The 18,785-nt window shown below is 71.9% G+C and carries 16 protein-coding genes; 5 read left to right on the plus strand and 11 right to left on the minus strand.

What is annotated here, in order from left to right; genetic code table 11:
- Nucleotides 1–75: 75 nt before the first annotated feature.
- From efeB to ACWA15_RS05780, 6 genes are all read right to left on the minus strand, one after another.
- On the minus strand, nucleotides 76–1,437 hold the full coding sequence (gene efeB / locus ACWA15_RS05755) for an iron uptake transporter deferrochelatase/peroxidase subunit (RefSeq protein WP_464058481.1): 1,362 nt from the start codon (nucleotides 1,435–1,437) through the stop codon (nucleotides 76–78).
- Nucleotides 1,438–1,473: 36 nt separating this feature from the next.
- Nucleotides 1,474–2,688: an iron uptake system protein EfeO gene (efeO, locus tag ACWA15_RS05760; protein ID WP_464058482.1), complete on the minus strand. Its 1,215-nt coding sequence runs from the start codon at nucleotides 2,686–2,688 to the stop codon at nucleotides 1,474–1,476.
- Nucleotides 2,685–3,554: an iron uptake transporter permease EfeU gene (efeU, locus tag ACWA15_RS05765; protein ID WP_464058483.1), complete on the minus strand. Its 870-nt coding sequence runs from the start codon at nucleotides 3,552–3,554 to the stop codon at nucleotides 2,685–2,687. Before efeU ends, efeO begins: the two co-directional genes overlap by 4 nt.
- Nucleotides 3,555–3,698: 144 nt before the next feature.
- A complete protein-coding gene (locus ACWA15_RS05770) occupies nucleotides 3,699–4,199 on the minus strand; it encodes an NUDIX hydrolase (protein ID WP_464058484.1) in 501 nt (166 codons plus the stop codon).
- Nucleotides 4,200–4,235: 36 nt separating this feature from the next.
- The gene (locus tag ACWA15_RS05775) at nucleotides 4,236–6,014 is read right to left on the minus strand and encodes an acetyl/propionyl/methylcrotonyl-CoA carboxylase subunit alpha (protein WP_464058485.1); all 1,779 of its coding nucleotides are present in this window, start codon (nucleotides 6,012–6,014) and stop codon (nucleotides 4,236–4,238) included.
- Between the two features lie 211 nt (nucleotides 6,015–6,225).
- Nucleotides 6,226–6,930, minus strand: coding sequence for a Maf family protein (locus tag ACWA15_RS05780; RefSeq protein WP_464058486.1), 705 nt, complete (start codon nucleotides 6,928–6,930; stop codon nucleotides 6,226–6,228).
- A gap of 77 nt (nucleotides 6,931–7,007) precedes the next feature.
- Here ACWA15_RS05780 and ACWA15_RS05785 point away from each other — a divergent pair, with 77 nt between their 5' ends.
- Complete coding sequence (locus ACWA15_RS05785; protein WP_464058487.1) at nucleotides 7,008–7,784, plus strand: DsbA family protein; 777 nt, start codon at nucleotides 7,008–7,010, stop codon at nucleotides 7,782–7,784.
- A 73-nt stretch (nucleotides 7,785–7,857) separates the two neighbouring features.
- Here the strand turns inward: ACWA15_RS05785 and ACWA15_RS05790 are convergent, their stop codons facing one another.
- Nucleotides 7,858–9,573, minus strand: a complete 1,716-nt coding sequence (locus tag ACWA15_RS05790; protein WP_464058488.1) for a DUF885 domain-containing protein — start codon at nucleotides 9,571–9,573, stop codon at nucleotides 7,858–7,860.
- Nucleotides 9,574–9,763: 190 nt separating this feature from the next.
- Between ACWA15_RS05790 and ACWA15_RS05795 the strand changes: the two genes are divergently transcribed.
- Nucleotides 9,764–10,483, plus strand: coding sequence for a vitamin K epoxide reductase family protein (locus ACWA15_RS05795; protein WP_464058489.1), 720 nt, complete (start codon nucleotides 9,764–9,766; stop codon nucleotides 10,481–10,483).
- Here ACWA15_RS05795 and ACWA15_RS05800 read toward each other — a convergent pair.
- The 4 genes from ACWA15_RS05800 to ACWA15_RS05815 form a co-directional block, all read right to left on the minus strand.
- Nucleotides 10,452–13,277 (minus strand): cation-translocating P-type ATPase, encoded by a 2,826-nt coding sequence (locus tag ACWA15_RS05800; RefSeq protein WP_464058490.1) that lies wholly within the window; start codon nucleotides 13,275–13,277, stop codon nucleotides 10,452–10,454. The genes ACWA15_RS05795 and ACWA15_RS05800 overlap by 32 nt on opposite strands.
- Nucleotides 13,278–13,349: 72 nt before the next feature.
- Entirely contained in the window at nucleotides 13,350–13,625 is a 276-nt protein-coding gene (locus tag ACWA15_RS05805) for an acyl-CoA carboxylase subunit epsilon (protein ID WP_464058491.1), read from the minus strand.
- Entirely contained in the window at nucleotides 13,615–14,244 is a 630-nt protein-coding gene (locus tag ACWA15_RS05810) for a hypothetical protein (RefSeq protein WP_464058492.1), read from the minus strand. The genes ACWA15_RS05805 and ACWA15_RS05810 overlap by 11 nt, the downstream gene beginning before the upstream one ends.
- Nucleotides 14,241–15,839, minus strand: a complete 1,599-nt coding sequence (locus ACWA15_RS05815) for an acyl-CoA carboxylase subunit beta (RefSeq protein ID WP_464058493.1) — start codon at nucleotides 15,837–15,839, stop codon at nucleotides 14,241–14,243. Before ACWA15_RS05815 ends, ACWA15_RS05810 begins: the two co-directional genes overlap by 4 nt.
- Before the next feature lie 116 nt (nucleotides 15,840–15,955).
- Here ACWA15_RS05815 and ACWA15_RS05820 point away from each other — a divergent pair, with 116 nt between their 5' ends.
- The 3 genes from ACWA15_RS05820 to ACWA15_RS05830 all read left to right on the plus strand — a co-directional run bounded on the left by ACWA15_RS05820 (nucleotide 15,956) and on the right by ACWA15_RS05830 (nucleotide 18,757).
- A complete protein-coding gene (locus ACWA15_RS05820; protein WP_464058494.1) occupies nucleotides 15,956–16,852 on the plus strand; it encodes a biotin--[acetyl-CoA-carboxylase] ligase in 897 nt (298 codons plus the stop codon).
- A 4-nt stretch (nucleotides 16,853–16,856) separates the two neighbouring features.
- On the plus strand, nucleotides 16,857–17,924 hold the full coding sequence (locus ACWA15_RS05825) for an adenylate/guanylate cyclase domain-containing protein (RefSeq protein ID WP_464058495.1): 1,068 nt from the start codon (nucleotides 16,857–16,859) through the stop codon (nucleotides 17,922–17,924).
- A gap of 329 nt (nucleotides 17,925–18,253) precedes the next feature.
- Nucleotides 18,254–18,757: a hypothetical protein gene (locus ACWA15_RS05830; RefSeq protein WP_464058496.1), complete on the plus strand. Its 504-nt coding sequence runs from the start codon at nucleotides 18,254–18,256 to the stop codon at nucleotides 18,755–18,757.
- Nucleotides 18,758–18,785 lie beyond the last annotated feature (28 nt).

Genomic DNA, 18,785 nt, shown 5'->3' on the forward strand with positions numbered 1-18,785 from the left:
GCCCGTCGCGGGAGGTGGACGGGGAGGCAGACAGCGAGGTGCCGACAGAGTAGGGGAGGGAAGTAGGGGGAGGGATCAGCCCTCGAACAGTCCCTGCCCGACGTACGCGCCGTCGGCACCACCCAGGGTCGCGCCCTCGGGGACACCGGGCGGCACGGCCCACAGGCCCGAGCCGGTGTGACGCAGGTACTCGCTCATGAGGTCGTCGCGGGCGAGGGTGGTCTGCATGGGGATGTACTGGGTGGCGGGGTCCCGGACGAAGGCGATGAAGAACAGCCCGGCGTCCAACCGGCCCAGGCCGTCGGACCCGTCGGTGTAGTTGTACCCGCGGCGCAGCATCCGGGCACCGTTGTTGGCGCTCGGGTGGGCGAGTGCGACGTGCGAGGCCGTGTCGATGAGCGGCCGGTCCCCGCGGCCTGCCTTGGCGAAGTCGGGTTCGGTGAACTCCTCACCCCCGGACAGCGGCGCGCCGGTGACCTTGGTGCGGCCCACGATCGTCTCCTGCTCGCGCAGGGAGGACCGGTCCCAGGTCTCGATCGTCATCCGGATCCTGCGCGCCACGAGGTAGGAGCCGCCGACCAGCCAGGCGGCGTCGGTGGCGGAGTCGGCCCCCGCACCGGCCGCGTCCTCGGCGGAGACCCACACGTGTGTGGTGGCGGCGTCGGGCTCCTCGGACTTGATGTTCGCGGTGCCGTCCTTGAAGCCGAAGAGGTTCCGGGGGGTGGTCTGCGCGGTCGACGTCGCCGACGTGCGCCCGTAGCCGAGCTGGCTCCAGCGCACCGACGCCCGACCGAAGGCGATCCGGGCGAGGTTGCGGATGGCGTGCACCGCGACCTGGGGGTCGTCGGCGCAGGCCTGGACGGCGATGTCGCCCCCGCACCGGGCGTCCTCGAGGGCGTCGGCGGGGAAGTGCGGCAGGTCCGCCAGCAGCGCCGGGCGGCGGCCGGCGAGCCCGTACCGGTCCTCGCCGGCGGCGTCGGTGAACAACGACGGGCCGAACCCGAAGGTGATGGTCAGCCCCGAGGCGCTGAGGTCCTCCGCCTCACCGGTGTCCTCCGGCGGTGCGTCGTAGGGGCCGGCGAGCTCGCCCGCGGGCAGCCCGCGGGTCATCCGCTCGGCGGCCACCGTCCAGGCCTTGAGCAGGGCGACGACCTCCTCCCGGGAGTCGGTGATGAGGTCGAAGGTGGCGAAGTGCAGGCGGTCCTGCGCGGGGGTGGTGATCCCGGCCTGGTGCGCCCCGGCGAAGGGGTAGACGTCGGCGACGGGGGAGGCGTCCGGCGTTCCGGGGCGCGCGGCCGCGAAGCCGCCGGCGGCGCCGACGCCGAGGGCAGCCACGCCCGCCCCCGCGAGTGCGAGCAGGCTGCGCCGGGAGACGCCGGACTGCTCGCGAGGTGCGTCGGGCGTGGGTGCGCCCGGGGCCGAGGGGGTCTGGGACATGGCTGCCTTCGTGGGTTTCGCGGGGGGGGGGGGGGGCTAGAGGACGACGGCCGCGGTGAGCTTGGACAGCGGCTCTCCGAGTGCGTTGACGGCGTCGGCCAGCTCCTTGACCTGAGCCTGCGTGAGGTCGGTGTAGAGGACGAACCCGTCGCCGGAGCGCTGGGCGTCGAGCAGGGACTGGATCGTGGCGAACTGGGTGTCCAGGGTGGCCGCGAGGTCGGCGTCCTGGGCCAGGACGATGTCCCGCAGCCCGTCGTAGGCCACCTTGGCGCCGTCGACGTTGGCCTGGAAGTCCCACAGGTCGGTGTGCGACCAGATCTCTTCCTCGCCGGTGACCTTGCCGGTGGCGACCTCGTCGAGCAGGCCCTTGGCGCCGTTGCCGATGCTCGCGGCGTCGATGGTCTCGGCGAACTCGCTCGTGTGGACGCGGTCGTTGAGCTCGGTCGTGTCGGCGAGCAGCAGCTCGGCGTACTGCGTGCGCTGGGCGGGCGTCAGCGGGACGTAGGCCTCACCGCCGTTGGTCTCGGGCGTCGGGGCCCACAGGTCCTTCTCCAGCAGGTGCCAGCCGGTCCACTCCTGGCCTTCCTCCAGGTCGGCCTCACGCAGGTCGACCCGCGGGTCGAGGTCGCCGAAGGACTCCGCGACCGGCTCGATGCGCTCCCAGTGCACGCGGGTCGCGGCGTAGAGGTCGCGGGCTCCCTGGTCGTCGCCGGCGAGGTAGGCGTCGACGAAGGCCTGGGTGCCGGTGAGCAGCTGCTCGGTCTGGTCCTTGACGTAGGCCACGTAGTTCGTTGTGGCGACGTCGACCTGGTCGGCGAGCTCGCCGGTGGGGCTCACGTCCACCCCGGAGTCGGTCACGGTGAAGTCGGCGCGGATGCCGTCCCCGACCATGCCGGGCTTGCAGGCGGTGATGTACTCACCGGGCTTGGCGACCACCACGAGGTCACGGCTCAGGCCGGGGCCGATGTTCTCGACCTCGGAGACGATGCGCAGGCCGTCCTCGGCGAGCAGGTAGAACTCGGTGACGTCGTCGCCGGAGTTGGTCACGGAGAAGACGACGTTCCCGGACGGCGCCTGGGCGGCCGAGAGGGTGCACGCGTCGGCGGTCGAGTCGACCGTGAGCGTGGCGGTGCCGCCGGCCGGGCCGGTCGCGTCGGCCGAGACGGTGTTGTTCGTGCACGCCGCGAGCGGCAGCAGCAGCGCGACGGCGCCGGCTGCGACGGCGACGCGGGCGGTCAGGGTGGGGCTCATGCGTTTCCTCCGGTGGTGGATGCGACGGCCCCGACGGGGGCGGGCGCAGGCGCGGTGCGGGGTGAGCCGAACCAGACGGTGCGGATGTAGACGGTCAGGACGGGGACGAGGTAGGCGACCCAGACGACGGCTTGCAGCCACGTCGTGGCGGGGGAGAAGTTGAACACGCCCTTGAGCAGCGTCGCGTACCAGCTCGAGGGCGGGATGGTCGCGGAGACGTCGAAGGCGAGGGAGTGCAGGCCCGGCAGGATCCCGGCCTCCTGGAGGTCGTGCACGCCGTAGGCGAGCACGCCGGCGGCGATGACGATGAGGAACAGCCCGGTCCAGGCGAAGAAGACCCGCAGGTTGAGCCGGACGGCTCCCTTGTACACGGCCCAGCCGAGGGCGATCGCGACCGCGAGGCCGAGCACGGCGCCGACGAGCGGCTTGGTGGTGGCCCCGGTCGCCTGGGCGCCGGCCCACAGGAACAGCGCGGTCTCGAGGCCCTCACGCCCGACGGCGAGCACGGCCATGACGAGCACGGCCCACCTCCCGGCGGCGACGGCGTCGTCGAGCTTGCCGTGCAGGTCGGCCTTGAGGTGCCGGGCGGTCTTGCCCATCCAGAAGATCATCCAGGTGATGAGGCCCACCGCGATGATCGACAGGGTGCCGCCGATCGCCTCCTGGGCCTCGAAGGTCAGCCCGCGCGGGCCGAAGGTCAGTGCCGCCCCGAAGGCGAGGGAGACGACCACCGCGAGGCTGACGCCGGTCCAGAGCTGGGGGAGCAGGTCGCGTCGTCCGGACTTCACGAGGTAGGCGACGAGGATGCCGACGACGAGGGCGGCTTCGAGGCCCTCGCGCAGGCCGATGAGGAAGTTCGCGAACACGGCTGATGCCTTCCCGGGGGTTGTAGGCAAGGCTACCCTTGCTTTGTCCGACGGGAAGAAATGTACTCCGCCTCACCACGGAATCAAGGGGATCCGGTGCAGAAGTGGCGCACGTCTCAGCGGATCAGGACCGATCAGGGCTGATCAGGGCTGTGTGAGCCGCGCAAGGAGCCCCGGCCAGGCGTCCGCGAAGGCGGGCAGCAGCGACCGGTCCGTGACGCCGGCCACCGGCACCCAGACGATCTCGAGGCTCTCGGGATCGGTGGGACGCACGTCGACCGCGGTCCCGGGGAGGAGGTCGGCGAGGACCGTGGTGTAGCGCCAGGGCCCGTGGTCGAGGGTGTGCTCGCCGAGGATCCGGACGGCGCCGGGCGGGATGCCCGCCTCTTCGTGGGCCTCGCGCAGGGCCCCGTCGAGCGGTGTCTCCCCGGGGGCCAACGCCCCACCGGGCACGCCCCAGGTGCCACCGAGGTGGCTCCACAGGGCGCGGTGCTGCAGCACGACGTGGGAGACCTGCCCGGCCGCGTCGCGGCGGGCGAGCAGCAGCCCTGCCGCACCGAAGACCCCCCAGTGCCGGGCGCCGCACGCACAGTCCACCCATCCGTCACCGGGGTGGCGGATCGAGGGCGGGTCGCTCGCGGTCATCTGCGGTCCAGGTCTGGGGTCAGGTCGGCGTCGAGGTCAGTCGAGGATCTCGCAGATGATCGATCCTGAGCTCACTCCGGCGCCGATGACGGCGGAGAGGCCGGTGACGGTCCCGTCGCGGTGGGCGAGCAGCGGCTGCTCCATCTTCATGGCTTCGAGCACGACGACGAGGTCGCCCTTGGCGACGATCGCGCCGTCGGCCACCGCGACCTTGACGATCGTGCCCTGCATGGGTGAGCTGAGCGAGGTCCCGCTGCCGAAGGTGGCCTTGACCGTGGTGCGGCGGGCCGGGCGGCGGGCGCTGCCGCGGGCCCGTCCGCCGAGCCCGGAGCCGATGCCCAGGCCGGCGGGGATGACGACCTCGAGACGCTTGCCGCCCACCTCGACGACCACGCGTTCGGTCGCGGGTGGTGCGTGCTCCTCGGTCTCGACCGGCGCGGGGGTCCCCAGGAGGGCGGCGCACTCGTCGACGAACTCGGTCTCGATCCACCGGGTGTGCACGGAGAAGGGCGCGTCGGTGACGAAGGCGGGGGCCTCGAGGACCGCCCGGTGGAAGGGCGTGACGGTGGGGATGCCCACCACCTCGAGCTCGCGCAGCGCGCGGCGGGCCCGCTGGATGGCCTCGGCGCGGGTGGCACCGGTGACGATGACCTTCGCGAGGAGGGAGTCGAAGGACCCGGAGACGGTGTCGCCCTCCACGACCCCGGTGTCCACGCGGACCCCCGGTCCGCTCGGCAGGCGCAGCCGGGTGATCTTGCCCGGGGAGGGCATGAAGTTGGCGCTGGGGTCCTCGCCGTTGATCCGGAACTCGATGGAGTGCCCGCGCACCTCGACGCTGGAGTAGCCGAGCGGCTCGCCCGCAGCGATCCGCAGCTGCTCGCGGACCAGGTCGATCCCGGTCACCTCTTCGCTGACCGGGTGCTCGACCTGCAGGCGGGTGTTGACCTCGAGGAAGGACAGTGTGCCGTCCACCCCGATGAGGAACTCGCAGGTGCCGGCGCCGACGTAGCCGGCCTCGCGCAGGATCGCCTCGGAGGAGGCGTAGAGCTCGGCGCGCTGGGCGTCGGTGAGGAACGGAGCGGGCGCCTCCTCGACGAGCTTCTGGTGGCGGCGCTGGAGGGAGCAGTCACGGGTGGAGACGACGACGACGGTGCCGTGCTCGTCCGCCAGGCACTGGGTCTCCACGTGGCGCGGGCGGTCGAGGTAGCGCTCGACGAAGCACTCCCCGCGGCCGAAGGCGGCGGTGGCCTCGCGGACGGCGGAGTCGAACATCTCGTCGATCTCGTCAGCGGTGCGGGCGACCTTGAGGCCGCGCCCGCCGCCGCCGAAGGCGGCCTTGATCGCGACCGGCAGGCCGAACTCGGCGGCGAAGGCGTGCACCTCGCTCGCGTCGGCGACCGGGTCGGGGGTCCCGGGGACGAGCGGCGCGCCGGCGCGCAGGGCGATGTGACGGGCGCTGACCTTGTCACCGAGGGCGTCGATGGCCGACGGCGGCGGGCCGATCCAGGTGAGGCCCGCGGCGATCACCGTGCGGGCGAAGTCGGCGTTCTCGGCGAGGAAGCCGTAGCCGGGGTGCACGGCGTCGGCGCCGGACCGACGGGCGACGTCGATGAGCTTGCCCATGTCGAGGTAGGTGTCGGCGGCGCGGTTGCCTCCCAGCGCGTAGGCCTCGTCGCAGAGGTTGACGTGGAGGGCTTCACGGTCGGAGTCGGCGTACACGGCGACCGAGGCGATGGAGGCGTCGGCGCACGCGCGAGCGATGCGGACGGCGATCTCGCCACGGTTGGCGATGAGGACCTTGGAGATGAGGGGCACGGCTCACCGTAACGCTTCCACGCGCCTGTGTTCATGGTCGGCGCGCGCACCGGTCGAAGATTGGGGGGTCGACCAACCGGGTTCGCGGCCGGTTGTAGGGATCCTCCATGGCGCGGGCCCGCATATCGGGTGCGACGCCGCTGCGGACCGGCATCCTTGGTGGAGTCGCACATCCGGTGGGCCAGCGTGGCTCAGCGGGGGCCGGCGTGGCTCAGCGCGCAGCCACCGGCGACAGGGCGGGGACCCACAGGTCCGTCCACGTGACGCCGATCTGGCCGAGCAGCTCACGCAGCAGCGGCAGGCTCAGCCCGACGACGCTGTGGTGGTCGCCCTCGATCCGGTCGATGAACGCCCCGCCCAGCCCGTCGATCGTGAAGGCCCCGGCGACGGAGAGCGGCTCGCCGGTCGCGACGTACGCCTCGATCTCGGCGTCGCTCACGTCGGCGAAGTGCACCACGGTCGCGCTGGACGCCCCGAGGGTGCCCCCGGTCCCGCCGTCGGCGGCGTCGCGCAGGTCGACGATCCAGTGACCGGTGTGCAGCACGCCGGAGCGGCCGCGCATGGCCTGCCAGCGGGCGACGGCCTCGGCGGGGGAGGTGGGCTTGCCGTAGATCTCCCCGTCCAGCTCAAGCATCGAGTCGCAGCCGACGACGACGTCGCCGTCGATGAGGGCTGGTGCGCTGTCGGTGCCCGCGATCTCGGCCTCGGCCTCGACGAGCTGGGTCACTGCCTCGGCCTTGGCCTGGGCGAGCAGCAGGACCGCGTCGGCGGGCTCGAGGGAACCGAACCGGTCGCGGGCGGCGACGAGGACGGCGTCCTCGTCGACGTCGGAGACGCGGACGAAGGGCACGACGCCGGCGGCGAGGAGCGTGGTGCGGCGGGCGGGGGAGGCGGAGGCGAGGAGCAGGGTGGTCACGCCGACTAGCCTAGTGCGCCGGGAGGGTCGGACCTTCGTCCCAGCCCGTCATGACATCTATCGAGGAGAATCGTCCCATGTCCACTTTCGTCTCTCGCCGTCTCTGGGTGCGCGGAGCGGCCGCCGCAGGCGCCGTGCTCCTCGCCCTGGCGGGCTGCAGCTCCGACGTCGCGGGCAAGACCACCAGCGAGGTGAGGGCACCCGCCTCCGGCGAGGCGAGCGAGCCGACCGACGGGACAGATTCCGGCGGCGCGACGACCTCGGGCCTGCCCGAGCAGGTGACCGTCACGACCGACGAGGGTGTGCCCGTGACGATCACCGGGGAGTCGGTCATCCTCGGCGACCCGGCGGCGCCCACCCGCGTGCTCGTCTACCAGGACCTGGCATGCCCGCACTGCAAGAGCCTGCACGACGTCATCGGGACCGACGTGGTGACCTGGGCCGGTGACCCGGACGTGGCGATCGAGATCATCACGGTCGACTTCCTGGGCCAGTCCGCGACGGACTTCTCGACCGAGGCGGCGAACCTGCTGGCCACCGTCGCCGCGCACGACCCGGCGTCGTGGATCGCCGTCCAGGACGCGGTCTTCGAGGCGCAGGCGGACGCGCCGTCGGGCGACGACCTCGCCCGGCTGGCCACCGATGCCGGCGCCGACCTGGACGACGCCGCGCTCGCGGACTTCGCCGACCAGGCCTTCGACCCCTTCGTCGACGCGTCCACCGAGGCCGCCTTCGCGTCCGGGATCCAGAGCATCCCGCAGGTGTTCGTCGACGACGAGAAGGCCTCCGGTGAGACCTACGAGGCCTGGGGACAGGCCATCCGGGATGCCGTGGAGGCGTCCGTCGGCGGGTGAGAACCCCGCCCCATGATCGCGCCGGGGCCTGCGCACGACCCCCTCAGCGGGCGCAGGCCCCGGCGCCTTGTCCTCAGGACAAGGCGCCCTTGAGGACGTCCAGGCCGACCGAGCCCAGGCCGAGGGCACGGGCGTGGAAGGCGCGGATGTCGAAGTCCTCGCCGCGGCCGGTGGCCGACGCCTTCGCGGCGTCGCGCGTCTGCTCCCACAGGCGCTGCCCGACCTTGTACGACGGCGCCTGCCCCGGCCAGCCGAGGTACCTGTTGAGCTCGAAGCGGACGAAGGCCTCGGGCATGTTGACGTTGGCGCGCAGGAAGTCCCAGGCCTTTGCCGCGTCCCAGGTCCCGCCGCCCCAGACCGCCGGTGCCGGCTTGCCCAGGTGCACCCCGATGTCGAGGACCACGCGGGCGGCGCGCATGCGCTGGGCGTCGAGCATGCCGAGCCGGTCGCCCGGGTCGTCGAGGAAGCCGAGGTCGGCCATGAGGCGCTCGGCGTAGAGCGCCCAGCCCTCCCCGTGACCGGAGACCCAGCAGGCGAGGCGGCGCCAGTCGTTGAGGGTCGCGCGCTCGTAGACGGCCTGACCGCACTGCAGGTGGTGGCCGGGCACACCCTCGTGGAACACCGTCGTCTTCTCGCGCCACGTGTTGAACGAGGTGACCTCGGGCGGGACGGACCACCACATGCGGCCCGGGCGGGAGAAGTCGTCGCTCGGCGGAGTGTAGTAGATCCCGCCGTTCTGCGTCGGGGCGATCATGCACTCCAGGTCGAGGACCGGGGCGGGGATGTCGAAGTGGACCCCGTTGAGGGCGCGGATCGCCTCGTCGGAGGTCTCCTGCATCCACGTGCGCAGCGCGTCGGTGCCGTGCAGCACGCGGGACGGGTCGGCGTCGAGGAGGGCGACGGCGTCGGCGATGCTCGCCCCGCTGCCGGCCACCTGCTCGGCGACGGACTGCTGCTCGGCGACCACCCGGGCCAGCTCCTCCAGGCCCCACTCGTACGTCTCGTCCAGGTCGACGGTCGCGCCGAGGAAGTACCGGGAGGCGAGCGCGTAGCGGTCGCGTCCGACGGCGTCGCGGGTGGGCGCCTGCGAGGCGAGCTCGTCGCGCAGGAAGTCCGCGAGACGGCCGTAGGCCTCCCGGGCCGCACCGGCCCCGCGCTCGAGGTCGGCGCGGATCGCGCCGGACGAGGCGGACCCGTCCAGGGCCGCGGCGGCGGCCGGGCCGGCGACGAAGGACGTGAAGAACGATCCGGCCGGGTCGGCGAGCTCGGCGGCCTGCTTGATGCCCTCGCTCACCTGGAGGATCGCGGCGACCTGCCCGCGGGAGGCGGCGTAGCGCAACGACTCGATGTACCCGTCGACGGACGTGCCCAGCGCGCCCAGGCGCGCGGCGATGTTCTCCCACTGCTCGGGGGTGTCCTGGCCGGAGACGTCGAAGACGTCTCGCATCTCCTGCAGCGGGCTGGCGATGACGTTGAGCATGGCGTGCTCCTCGCCGGCCGCGTTGAGCTCGAGGTCGAGCCCGAGGCGTTCGCGCATGGCCGCCTGGGTGACGCGGTCGACGTCGTCGACCGGGGTCGCGGCCTCGACGTCGGCCAGGACGGTGCGCACCAGCGAGGCGCGGGCCTCGATGCCGGCGGGGGAGAAGTCGGTGACGAGGTGGTCGTGGCCGGGGATGCCCAGGGACGTCGCCGCGAAGGGGTTGAGCTTGACCGACTCCTGGACGAAGGAGTTCGCCAGGGCATCGATGTCGGACGGGGAGCGTGGTGGCACGGGGGGAGAGTTTGTCATGGTCAGCACGCTACTCCAGCCCGGATCTGTGCCGGTCTCCGTGCCGGTCATCCTGCCGGTCTCTGTGCCAGCTTCCAGCCCCGTCCGGGGGACGATGGTCCTTCCCGCCCGACGGAGACGTACGGGACTATGGTTCGGGGAGGTTCACCCCGTTCCGGGCACCACCTGCATCGTCTGAGGGGACAGCATCATGGCGCACGACACGACAGGCACGCCCGTCGGGAGGCTGGCGACCGCGGAGGCCGACGACGTCGACCTGACCGACGACGTCGACCTGACCGACGAGGAGCTCGCCGAGGCCGCGCTGGCGCTCACCGGGTTCCGGCACTCGACCCGCTGGATCTTCGGGACGATGCTCTTCTCGGCCACGATGAGCCTCATCGCCGCGTTCGTGCTCTCCTACGACGCGATCAAGCTCGCCGAGAACCCGCTGGCCGCCCTGAGCTGCAACGTCAACACCGTGATCAGCTGCGGGACGGTCGGCCTGACCTGGCAGGCGAGCCTGTTCGGCTTCCCGAACGCCTTCCTCGGGCTGATCACCGAGCCGGTCGTCATGACGATCGCGGTGGCGGGCCTGGCCGGGGTGCGGTTCCCCCGCTGGTTCATGTTCACCGCGCAGGTCATCTACCTGCTCGGGCTGATCTTCGCGGTGTGGCTGTTCAGCCAGTCGATGTGGGTCATCGGCGCCCTGTGCCCGTGGTGCCTGCTCATCACCATCTCGACGTCGCTCGTCTTCCTCACGCTGCTGCACTACAACGTCCGCGAGAACAACCTCTACCTGCCGCCCGCCGTGCAGGCCCGGGTCCAGGGCTGGTTCCGCAAGGACTACGACCTCTACGCCGGCATCGCCTGGGTGGCGCTGCTGTTCGTGCTGATCTTCATCGAGCACGGCTCGAAGCTGTTCGGCTGACCAGCTTGCGCGCCTCCTCGACCCACAGGACCGAGGAGGCCACCACGACGGCGGTGGCCCACTGCGCGGGGTCGAGCACCGTCGTGGTGAACAGGTCCTGCAGCGCGGGCACCTGGACGACCGCGACCTGCAGGACGAGGATCGCCCCGAGGGAGATCCACAGCGCACGGTTGGTCAGCGTCCGGCGACTGAAGACGGTCGTCTCGCGGCTGCGGACGTTGAGCAGGTTGAACACCTGGAAGAGGACGAAGGTCGTGAAGGCGAGCGTGCCGGTCTCGGTCGCGCGGCCGGCGGCCGGTTCCGCCCCCGGGGACAGTGCCAGGACGGCGAGCGTCCCCGCCGCCATGACCGCGGCCGAGACGAGGATCCGCCCGATCCGGGACCCCGTGAGGATCTTCTCCCCGACCGGGCGCGGGGGCCGGTTCATGACGCCGGCGTCGGGGCGGTCGAGGCCCAGCGCCATGGCCGGCGGTCCGTCCATGATGATGTTCACCCAGAGGATCTGCAGGGCTGAGAACGGGGCACCCCCGGCGATCCCCAGCACCCCGGTGGCCAGGAAGATCAGCACGAAGCCCCAGGACGTCGCGATCTGGAACCGGACGAACTTCACCACGTTGTCGTAGATCCCGCGGCCCTCGCGCACCGCGGTGATGATGGTCGCGAAGTTGTCGTCCGTGAGGATCACTGACGCGGCGCCCTTGGAAACCTCCGTCCCGGTGATCCCCATGGCGATGCCGATGTCGGCCTCCTTGAGGGCCGGTGCGTCGTTCACGCCGTCGCCGGTCATCGCCACGACCGACCCGTCCGAGCGCAGCGCGTCGACGATCCGGATCTTGTGCTCGGGGCTGACCCGCGCGACGACGCCGTACGTGCGGGCGCTCGCGGCGAGCTCGTCGTCGCTCAGCGCGTCGATCTCGCTGCCGGAGATCGCCCGCCCGCCGATCCCGAGGTCCTCGGCGATCGCCGCGGCCGTGCCGACGTGGTCCCCGGTGATGAGGTGGACGACGATGCCGGCCTGCTGGGCGAGGGCGATCGCCTCACGCGCCTCGGGCCGCGGCGGGTCCATGATCCCCACCAGGGCCAGGAGCGTGAGGTCGCGCACGAGCGGCTCGAGCTCGGGCAGGGTGGGGCTCCCGGACGCCCGGGCGGCGTCCGCGGCGGGCAGGTCCCGCTGGGCGACGGCCATGACCCGCAGCCCGCGGGAGCCGATCGCGGCGTTGAGGGCGGAGAGCCGGTCGAGCTGGGCGGCGTCGAGGGGGACCGGCCCCGCGGGGGTGTCGAGCCAGGCGCACCGGCCCAGGACGACGTCGGGCCCGCCCTTGACGAAGACCCGCACCCCGCGGCGTCCGTCGAGGTCCAGCCCTTCGCCCCACGCAGCGAGCGAGGGGTCGACCGGCGCCTCGGCGCCGATGGCCTCCCACCGGTGGAAGGTGGCCATGTATTTGCGGGCGGAGTCGAAGGGGATCTCCGCGGTGCGCGGCCAGCTCGCCCGGGCAGCCACGACGTCGAGGCCGCCCTTGGCGGCCAGGACGACGAGCGCGCCCTCCGTCGGGTCGCCGATGAGCGCGCCGTCGTGCACGACGGCCTCGCTCGCGAGCGCCAGGCCCAGCAGCGCGGCGCGCACGTCGGGCGCCGGCCCGTCGCCGGTGAGCTGCAGCCGGCCCTGCGTGCTGTATCCCTCGCCGGTGACGTCGAAGAGCCGCTGCCCGGCGAACAGCTCCCGGGCGGTCATCTGGTTGAGGGTCAGGGTGCCGGTCTTGTCGGTCGCGATGTGCGCGGTGGAGCCGAGGGTCTCGACCGAGGAGAGCTTCTTCATGATGGCGCCGTGGCGGGCGAGGCGCCCGGCGCCCATCGCCAGGGTGAAGGCGACGACAGCGGTGAGTCCCTCGGGGATCGTCGCGACCGCTAGCGACACGGAGGTCAGGAGCAGGTCGGCGGGGTCGGTGCCGCGCAGCAGACCGAGCACGACGACGATCGCGACGACGATCCCGGCGATGACGCTCAGCAGCGTGGCGAGGTGGGCGATCTGACGCTGCAGGGGTGTGGTCTCGCGGCCGGCGGAGCCGAGGAGCCCGGCGACCCGGCCGATCTCGGTGCCCATGCCGGTCGTGGTGACCACGACGAGCCCGCGCCCGCGGGTGACCTCGGTGCTCATGAACGCCATGTCGAGGCGGTCGCCGGTCACCGTGCCGGGATCGGGGATCGGCTCGGTGGACTTGTCGGCAGGTTCCGCCTCCCCGGTCAGCGCCGCCTCCTGGATCTCCAGCCCGGCGGCCTCGAGCAGCCGCCCGTCGGCGGGCACCACGTCGCCGGCCTCGAGCAGGACGACGTCGCCCGGGACCAGCCCTTGGGCCGCGACGAGCATGACGCGCCCGTCGCGGCGCACGCGCGCCCGGGTCACGGTCATGTCCTGCAGGGCGAGCAGGCTGTCCTGGGCGCGGCGCTCCTGGACGAGGTTGAGCACGGCGTTGAAGACGACCACGGCGAGGATGACGAGCGGTGTCTTCAGCTCGCGGGAGATGACCGCGCTGATCACCGCGGCGCCGACGAGGACGACCGTCATGGGTTCGGTGAGCAGCGCGAGGATCTTGCGCCACACCGGGACGGCCGGGGGCTTGTCGAGCTCGTTGGGACCGGTCTCGTCGAGGCGGCGCCTCGCCTCGTCCGTGCTCAGGCCGGTGGCCGGGTCGACGCCGAGCCTCGCGGCAGCCTCGTCGGCCGTCAGGGTGTGCCACGGCGGGCCTGCCGTATGGTCCGGCGCCAGGTCATCGGTCGTGGGTGGGAGGTGCGGCACGGGTCTCCTCGTCGATGCGGATCGAACGCTCTCCTTCACCGTACGGCGTCGGACAGGTCTTCCGCACCGCGCCTAGCGCAGGCTCCACCGCCAGGAGTCCCCGCCGGTGGGCAGGGCGGGTCCCGGGCGGGACCGCCGGGTCCACTGCCCGGTGGGGGCGTCGTCGGGCAGATCGGCGCCGGAGGAGGCGACCGCGACGAGGCCGGCGACGAGCGCGGCGACCTCGTGGTCGTCTGGGGCGCCGCGGACCACCCGCATCTGCGCGGCTGCCTCGACGAGCGCGGCCGGAACGGCGGGTGCTGCGGTTCCCGCGACCGTCGTCACCGGGCCGGTCGGCTCAGCGGTCACCGTCGGTGTCCTCGTCGGAGTCGTCCTCGAAGAGGACGGGTGTCCCGCGCGCGGCGCCCCACTCCGAGACCTGGAACCCGGAGTCGGCGAGGCGCTGGGCGATGGCCTCGCCGCCCGCGTCGATCATGGAGATGACGGAGTCCATCGACTCGTCGGACGGCCCGGTGGGAGGCCAGACGTAGAAGCCGAGGTGGAAGCTGTCGGGCGCGCCGTCGTCGTCGACGTCGCTGTGGCTGTCACCGGGCTCTTCCTCCCAGGCGAGGCTGGTGAGGTCGGCGTGCATGCCGAGGCGCTCGTGGATGAGGTCGTAGAGACCGGCGTTGAGGCCGGAGACCCGCTCCTCGATCGCGAGGATGCGCGGGTCCTCGTCGGCCTCGTGCGCACCGAACTCCGCGCGCACCCCGGCTGCGGACTCGATGTACTCGTGCAGCGCGGCGGCGATCTGGTCGACGGCGGCGTGCAGGTCGGCGGGGTCGACGCCGGGCAGCGGTGCCGGGCCGTGGGCGGCGTGGTCGTGCCCGGCGTGGCCGTGGCCGTCGTCGTGGCCGTGGTCAGAGTGGTCGCCGTGCCCGTCGTCGCCGGTCGGTTCGCCGGCGGTGGGGTCGAATGCGTTGCTCATAGTGGGATGTTCCCGTGCTTCTTCGGAGGGAGGGACGCGCGCTTGGTGCGCAGGGCGCGCAGCGCGCGGATGATCTGGATCCGCGTGTCGTGCGGGGCGATGACCGCGTCGACGTAGCCACGTTCGGCCGCGTCCCACGGGTTGACGATGTGGTCCTCGTACTCGTCGGTGAGCCGCTTGCGCTCGGCGTCGACGTCCTGGCCGGCGTCGGCGGCCGCCTTGAGCGCCCCGCGCTGCAGGATGTTCACCGCACCGCCGGCGCCCATCACGGCGATCTGCGCCGTCGGCCAGGCCAGGTTCACGTCAGCGCCGAGCTGCTTGGAACCCATGACGATATACGCACCACCGTACGCCTTGCGGGTGATGAGGGTGACGAGCGGGACGGTGGCCTCGGCGTAGGCGTAGATGAGCTTGGCGCCGCGGCGGATGATGCCGTTCCACTCCTGGTCGGTCCCGGGCAGGAAGCCGGGTACGTCCACGAGGGTGACGACCGGGATGTTGAAGGCGTCGCAGGTCCGCACGAACCGCGCGGCCTTCTCGGCGGCGTTGATGTCGAGCGTCCCGGCCATGGACATCGGCTGGTTGGCCACGATCCCGACCGAGTGCCCCTCGATGTGTGCGAACCCGATGAGGATGTTGCGCGCGTAGAGCGGCTGCACCTCCAGGAACACACCCTCGTCGACGACGTGCTCGATCACCGTGCGCATGTCGTAGGGCTGGGAGTCGGAGTCCGGGATGAGCGTGTCGAGCTCGACGTCGGCGTCGCTCACCTCGAGCGCGGCGGTCTCGGCGGCGAAGGTCGGCGCGTCGGAGAGGTTGTTCTGGGGGAGGTAGTCGAGCAGGCTGCGCACGTAGTCGATCGCGTCGTCCTCGTCGGCACCCATGTAGTGCGCGACGCCGGAGCGCTCGTTGTGCGTGAGCGCGCCACCGAGCTCCTCGAAGCCCACGTCCTCACCGGTCACCGCGCGGATCACGTCCGGGCCGGTGATGAACATGTTCGACGTGCCGTCGGCCATGACGATGAAGTCGGTCAGCGCGGGGGAGTACACCGCGCCACCCGCGGACGGGCCGAGGATGAGGGAGATCTGCGGGATCACCCCAGAGGCGGCGACGTTGCGCCGGAAGATCTCCGCGAACTGGGTCAGGGCCGCCACACCCTCCTGGATGCGGGCGCCACCGCCGTCGGAGATGCCGACCAGCGGGACCCCGGTGCGCAGCGCGAGGTCCATGACCTTGGTGATCTTCTGCCCGTGCACCTCACCCAGGCTGCCCCCGAAGACGGTGAAGTCCTGGGAGTAGATGCATACCTGGCGCCCGTCCACGGTGCCGTGCCCGACGACGACGCCGTCGCCCGCCACGCGCTTCTTCTCCAACCCGAAGTTCACCGAACGGTGCTTGGCGAAGGCATCCATCTCGACGAAGCTGCCCGGGTCGAGCAAGGCGTCGATGCGCTCCCGGGCGGTCTTCTTCTTGCGCGCGTGCTGCTTCTCGGCGGCAGCGACCTCGGGGGTCGCCACCGCCTCGGTGTAGCGCAGCGCGAGGTCTGCGAGCTTGGCGGCGGTGCCAGCGGCGGGCGGAGAGGTTGCGTCAGTCACGCCCCGAGCCTAGTAGGTGGGCGCGCGCGAATCATGCAGGGCCCGCGGGATGGTTCACGGCGCACTGTTGGCGGATACCTACAAGTCTCGGGGCCGATCAGGGCATGATGGGTGGCATGCACACCGAGGACCCCGCGCCGATCGCCCGTCCGCACGTGGACGCTTCGTCCCTGGACCGTCCGTCCCTGGACCGTGGGCTCCTGGCCGAGCTGCTGCTCGCCCCGCACGGCCCGCTCGCGGCGCTGAGCATCACCGAGACGTCGGAGTCGACGAACACCGACCTGGCCGCGGCGGTCGCCGCCGCCCCGGAGGCCTGGCCTGCACCGGCCCTGCTGGTCGCCGAGCACCAGGTCGCGGGCCGGGGCCGGTCCGGGCGCACATGGCAGACCCCCGACCGGGCGGCGCTGACGTGCTCCCTGCTCGTGCGTCCGCAGGTGCCGCGGGAGTCGCTCACCTGGCTGCCGCTGCTGGCCGGGCTCGCCACGGTCACCGCACTGCGCTCGACCCTCGGACTCGACGCCCAGGTCAAGTGGCCCAACGACGTGCTCGTCCCGACGCAGGACGAAGAGATCGACGGCTGGGGGTCGCTGCGCAAGGTGGCGGGCATCCTCACCGAGCTGCTGCCCGACGGCGGCGCGATCGTCGGTGTCGGCCTCAACGTCTCCCAGACCCGCGACGAGCTCCCGGTGGAGAGCGGCACCTCGCTCGCCCTCGCCGGCGCGGCGACGACCGACCGGTCGGTCATCCTCACCGCGCTCGCGGAGGCGTCCGTCTCGGTGCTGGGGCGCTGGGCCGCGGCCGACGGCGACGTCGAGGCCGCCGGGCTGGTCGGTGAGATCGCCGCGGTCTCGGCCACCATCGGACGCGCCGTGCGCGTCGAGCTCACCGGGGGAGAGGTCCTCACCGGGACCGCCACCGGCCTCGCCGAGGACGGCGGCCTGCTGGTGACCGACGACGCTGGAGTGACCACCACGGTACGCAGCGGTGACGTGCATCACCTTCGTCTAAACTGACGCTGTGTCAGACGAGCCCGCCTCCCGTCCACCGTCCCCCCAGCCCCTCACCTCCCTCGAGGTGGACCGTGGTCGTGCCCTCGACGAGGCGTTGCTCGGCGGGGAGCGGTCGCTCTCCCTCGACGACCTCGCGGCCCAGACGAACCTCAGCACCGAGTTCTTGCGGTCCTACTGGCAGGCGCTCGGCCTGCCGATCCTGGGCAACGACGACACGAGCTTCACCGCCGACGACGCCCAGGCCCTGCGGGACATCGCCGAGGTGGCCGGCACCGAGGAGCTCTCCAACCGGTCGCTGACCTCCCTCGTCCGGTCGGTGGGGCACACCACCGAACGGCTCGCGCTGTGGCAGGCCGAGGCCCTCGTGGAGCACATGGTCCAACGCCACGACCTCGACGACACCTCCGCGCGGCTGCTCCTGCTCGACCGCCTGCCCAGCCTGGCGCCGGTCCTCGAGGCACAGATGGTGCACGCGTGGCGGCGGCAGATCGCGGCACTGGCCGGGCGCTGGGCCGTGGAATTCTCCGGCGTGCGGGCCGCCGACGAGCGCGGGGAAGGGGAGCTGCCGCTGCCCCGTGCGGTCGGGTTCGCCGACATCGTCTCCTTCACGACCCGCACCGCGAGCCTGCTCTCCTCCGAGCTGTCCGACTTCGTCTCCGACTTCGAGGCCGGGGCGCGAGACGTCATCACTGCGGCCGGCGGCCGGGTCGTCAAGACCATCGGTGATGCGGTCCTGTTCATCGCCGACGACGTCGAGACCGGCGCGGAGGTGGCCCTCGGCCTGGCCACCGCGGGCCGGGACGGCCAGCTCGTCGACGTCCCCCCGGTCCGGGTGAGCCTGGTCTGGGGGCGGGTGCTCTCCCGCTTCGGCGACGTGTTCGGTCCCTCCGTCAACCTCGCCGCGCGCCTGACCGCAGAGGCCGACCCGGGGACGGTCCTGCTCGACCAGGCCACCGCGGCGCTGCTGGCCGGGAACTCGAAGTTCGCGCTCACCGGGAAGCCCGAGCGCGAGGTCCGCGGGCTGGGGGTCATCGCCCCGGTGCGACTGCAGCGGGCGTTCACGCCGGAGGGCTGATCGGGGTCTCGCTCGGACGCGGGTGACGCCTGGGTTGGCTGGTCAGGTGGGTGAAGTCCGGGGCATGCGAGTGACGTGATTATTCCAGATGGGGCCACAGGGCCGCTGTCGACGGAAAGTGGAAAAGGGTTCATGTTCATAGGTGGCAGCGGCGGGCATGGGCTCAGCGATGTTGCCACTGGCGTCCGAAGCATAGATCCCGCCCTGGGCGCCAAATACCCCAAGACAATCGGCTACGTTTCCTACTTCAAAGGTCCTCAGACTATCCAACCATTCACCGAAAAAACGGTTGCGAAGTCTAACCCCTGGTGGCACGGGGAGTTTGACAAGTGAACATCGAAGACTTGCTGATCTGGCCCGAGCGCCGCTCTCTGGCCGCTGCGCCGGAGGCGGATGCGTTGTCCGAGGAGGACGCTCTGCTCGAGGCTGCTCTCGTGGCCATCAGGATCGACGCGATCACGTCAACTGTGTGGATGTTGTTCGACCTCAAGGGTGCGATTCCGATCCAGGCGGGCAATACCGCGGTGGTGGTCGTCCGGGGCGTCACAGACCTGGAGTGGAAAGCCGATCCGAGCATGGGCCGGATGTGGAGCGCTGTGATGAGTTGGCTGCCGACTACAGTCGGTGGGGCGTTCTCCGTCGCGGCTGAGATGATTCCTGACACGGACGTGCGCCTCAGTGGTGCGGCTGCGGAGTTCTATGTCGGTGACATCCCGGGTGGCGACGACGCGCCGCCGGACTTCACTACAGCCACGGATAGGGAAGTCCGGTCCGGGATGGCTCAGTGGACGTCGGAGTTCGAGGTCGTGCACGCGTCCTTCACTGACGAATGACCACTCATTCGAACCCAGTTAGCAGGCC

It is taken from the genome of Sanguibacter sp. TS_SC_8, from assembly GCF_055361235.1.

Coding starts and splice junctions, on each gene's coding strand:
- efeB (WP_464058481.1), bottom strand. CDS start 1,437: ATGTCCCAGACCCCCTCGGCCCCGGGCGCACCCACGCCCGACGCACCT.
- efeO (WP_464058482.1), bottom strand. CDS start 2,688: ATGAGCCCCACCCTGACCGCCCGCGTCGCCGTCGCAGCCGGCGCCGTC.
- ACWA15_RS05770 (WP_464058484.1), bottom strand. CDS start 4,199: ATGACCGCGAGCGACCCGCCCTCGATCCGCCACCCCGGTGACGGATGG.
- ACWA15_RS05785 (WP_464058487.1), top strand. CDS start 7,008: ATGTCCACTTTCGTCTCTCGCCGTCTCTGGGTGCGCGGAGCGGCCGCC.
- ACWA15_RS05790 (WP_464058488.1), bottom strand. CDS start 9,573: ATGACAAACTCTCCCCCCGTGCCACCACGCTCCCCGTCCGACATCGAT.
- ACWA15_RS05795 (WP_464058489.1), top strand. CDS start 9,764: ATGGCGCACGACACGACAGGCACGCCCGTCGGGAGGCTGGCGACCGCG.
- ACWA15_RS05810 (WP_464058492.1), bottom strand. CDS start 14,244: ATGAGCAACGCATTCGACCCCACCGCCGGCGAACCGACCGGCGACGAC.
- ACWA15_RS05820 (WP_464058494.1), top strand. CDS start 15,956: ATGCACACCGAGGACCCCGCGCCGATCGCCCGTCCGCACGTGGACGCT.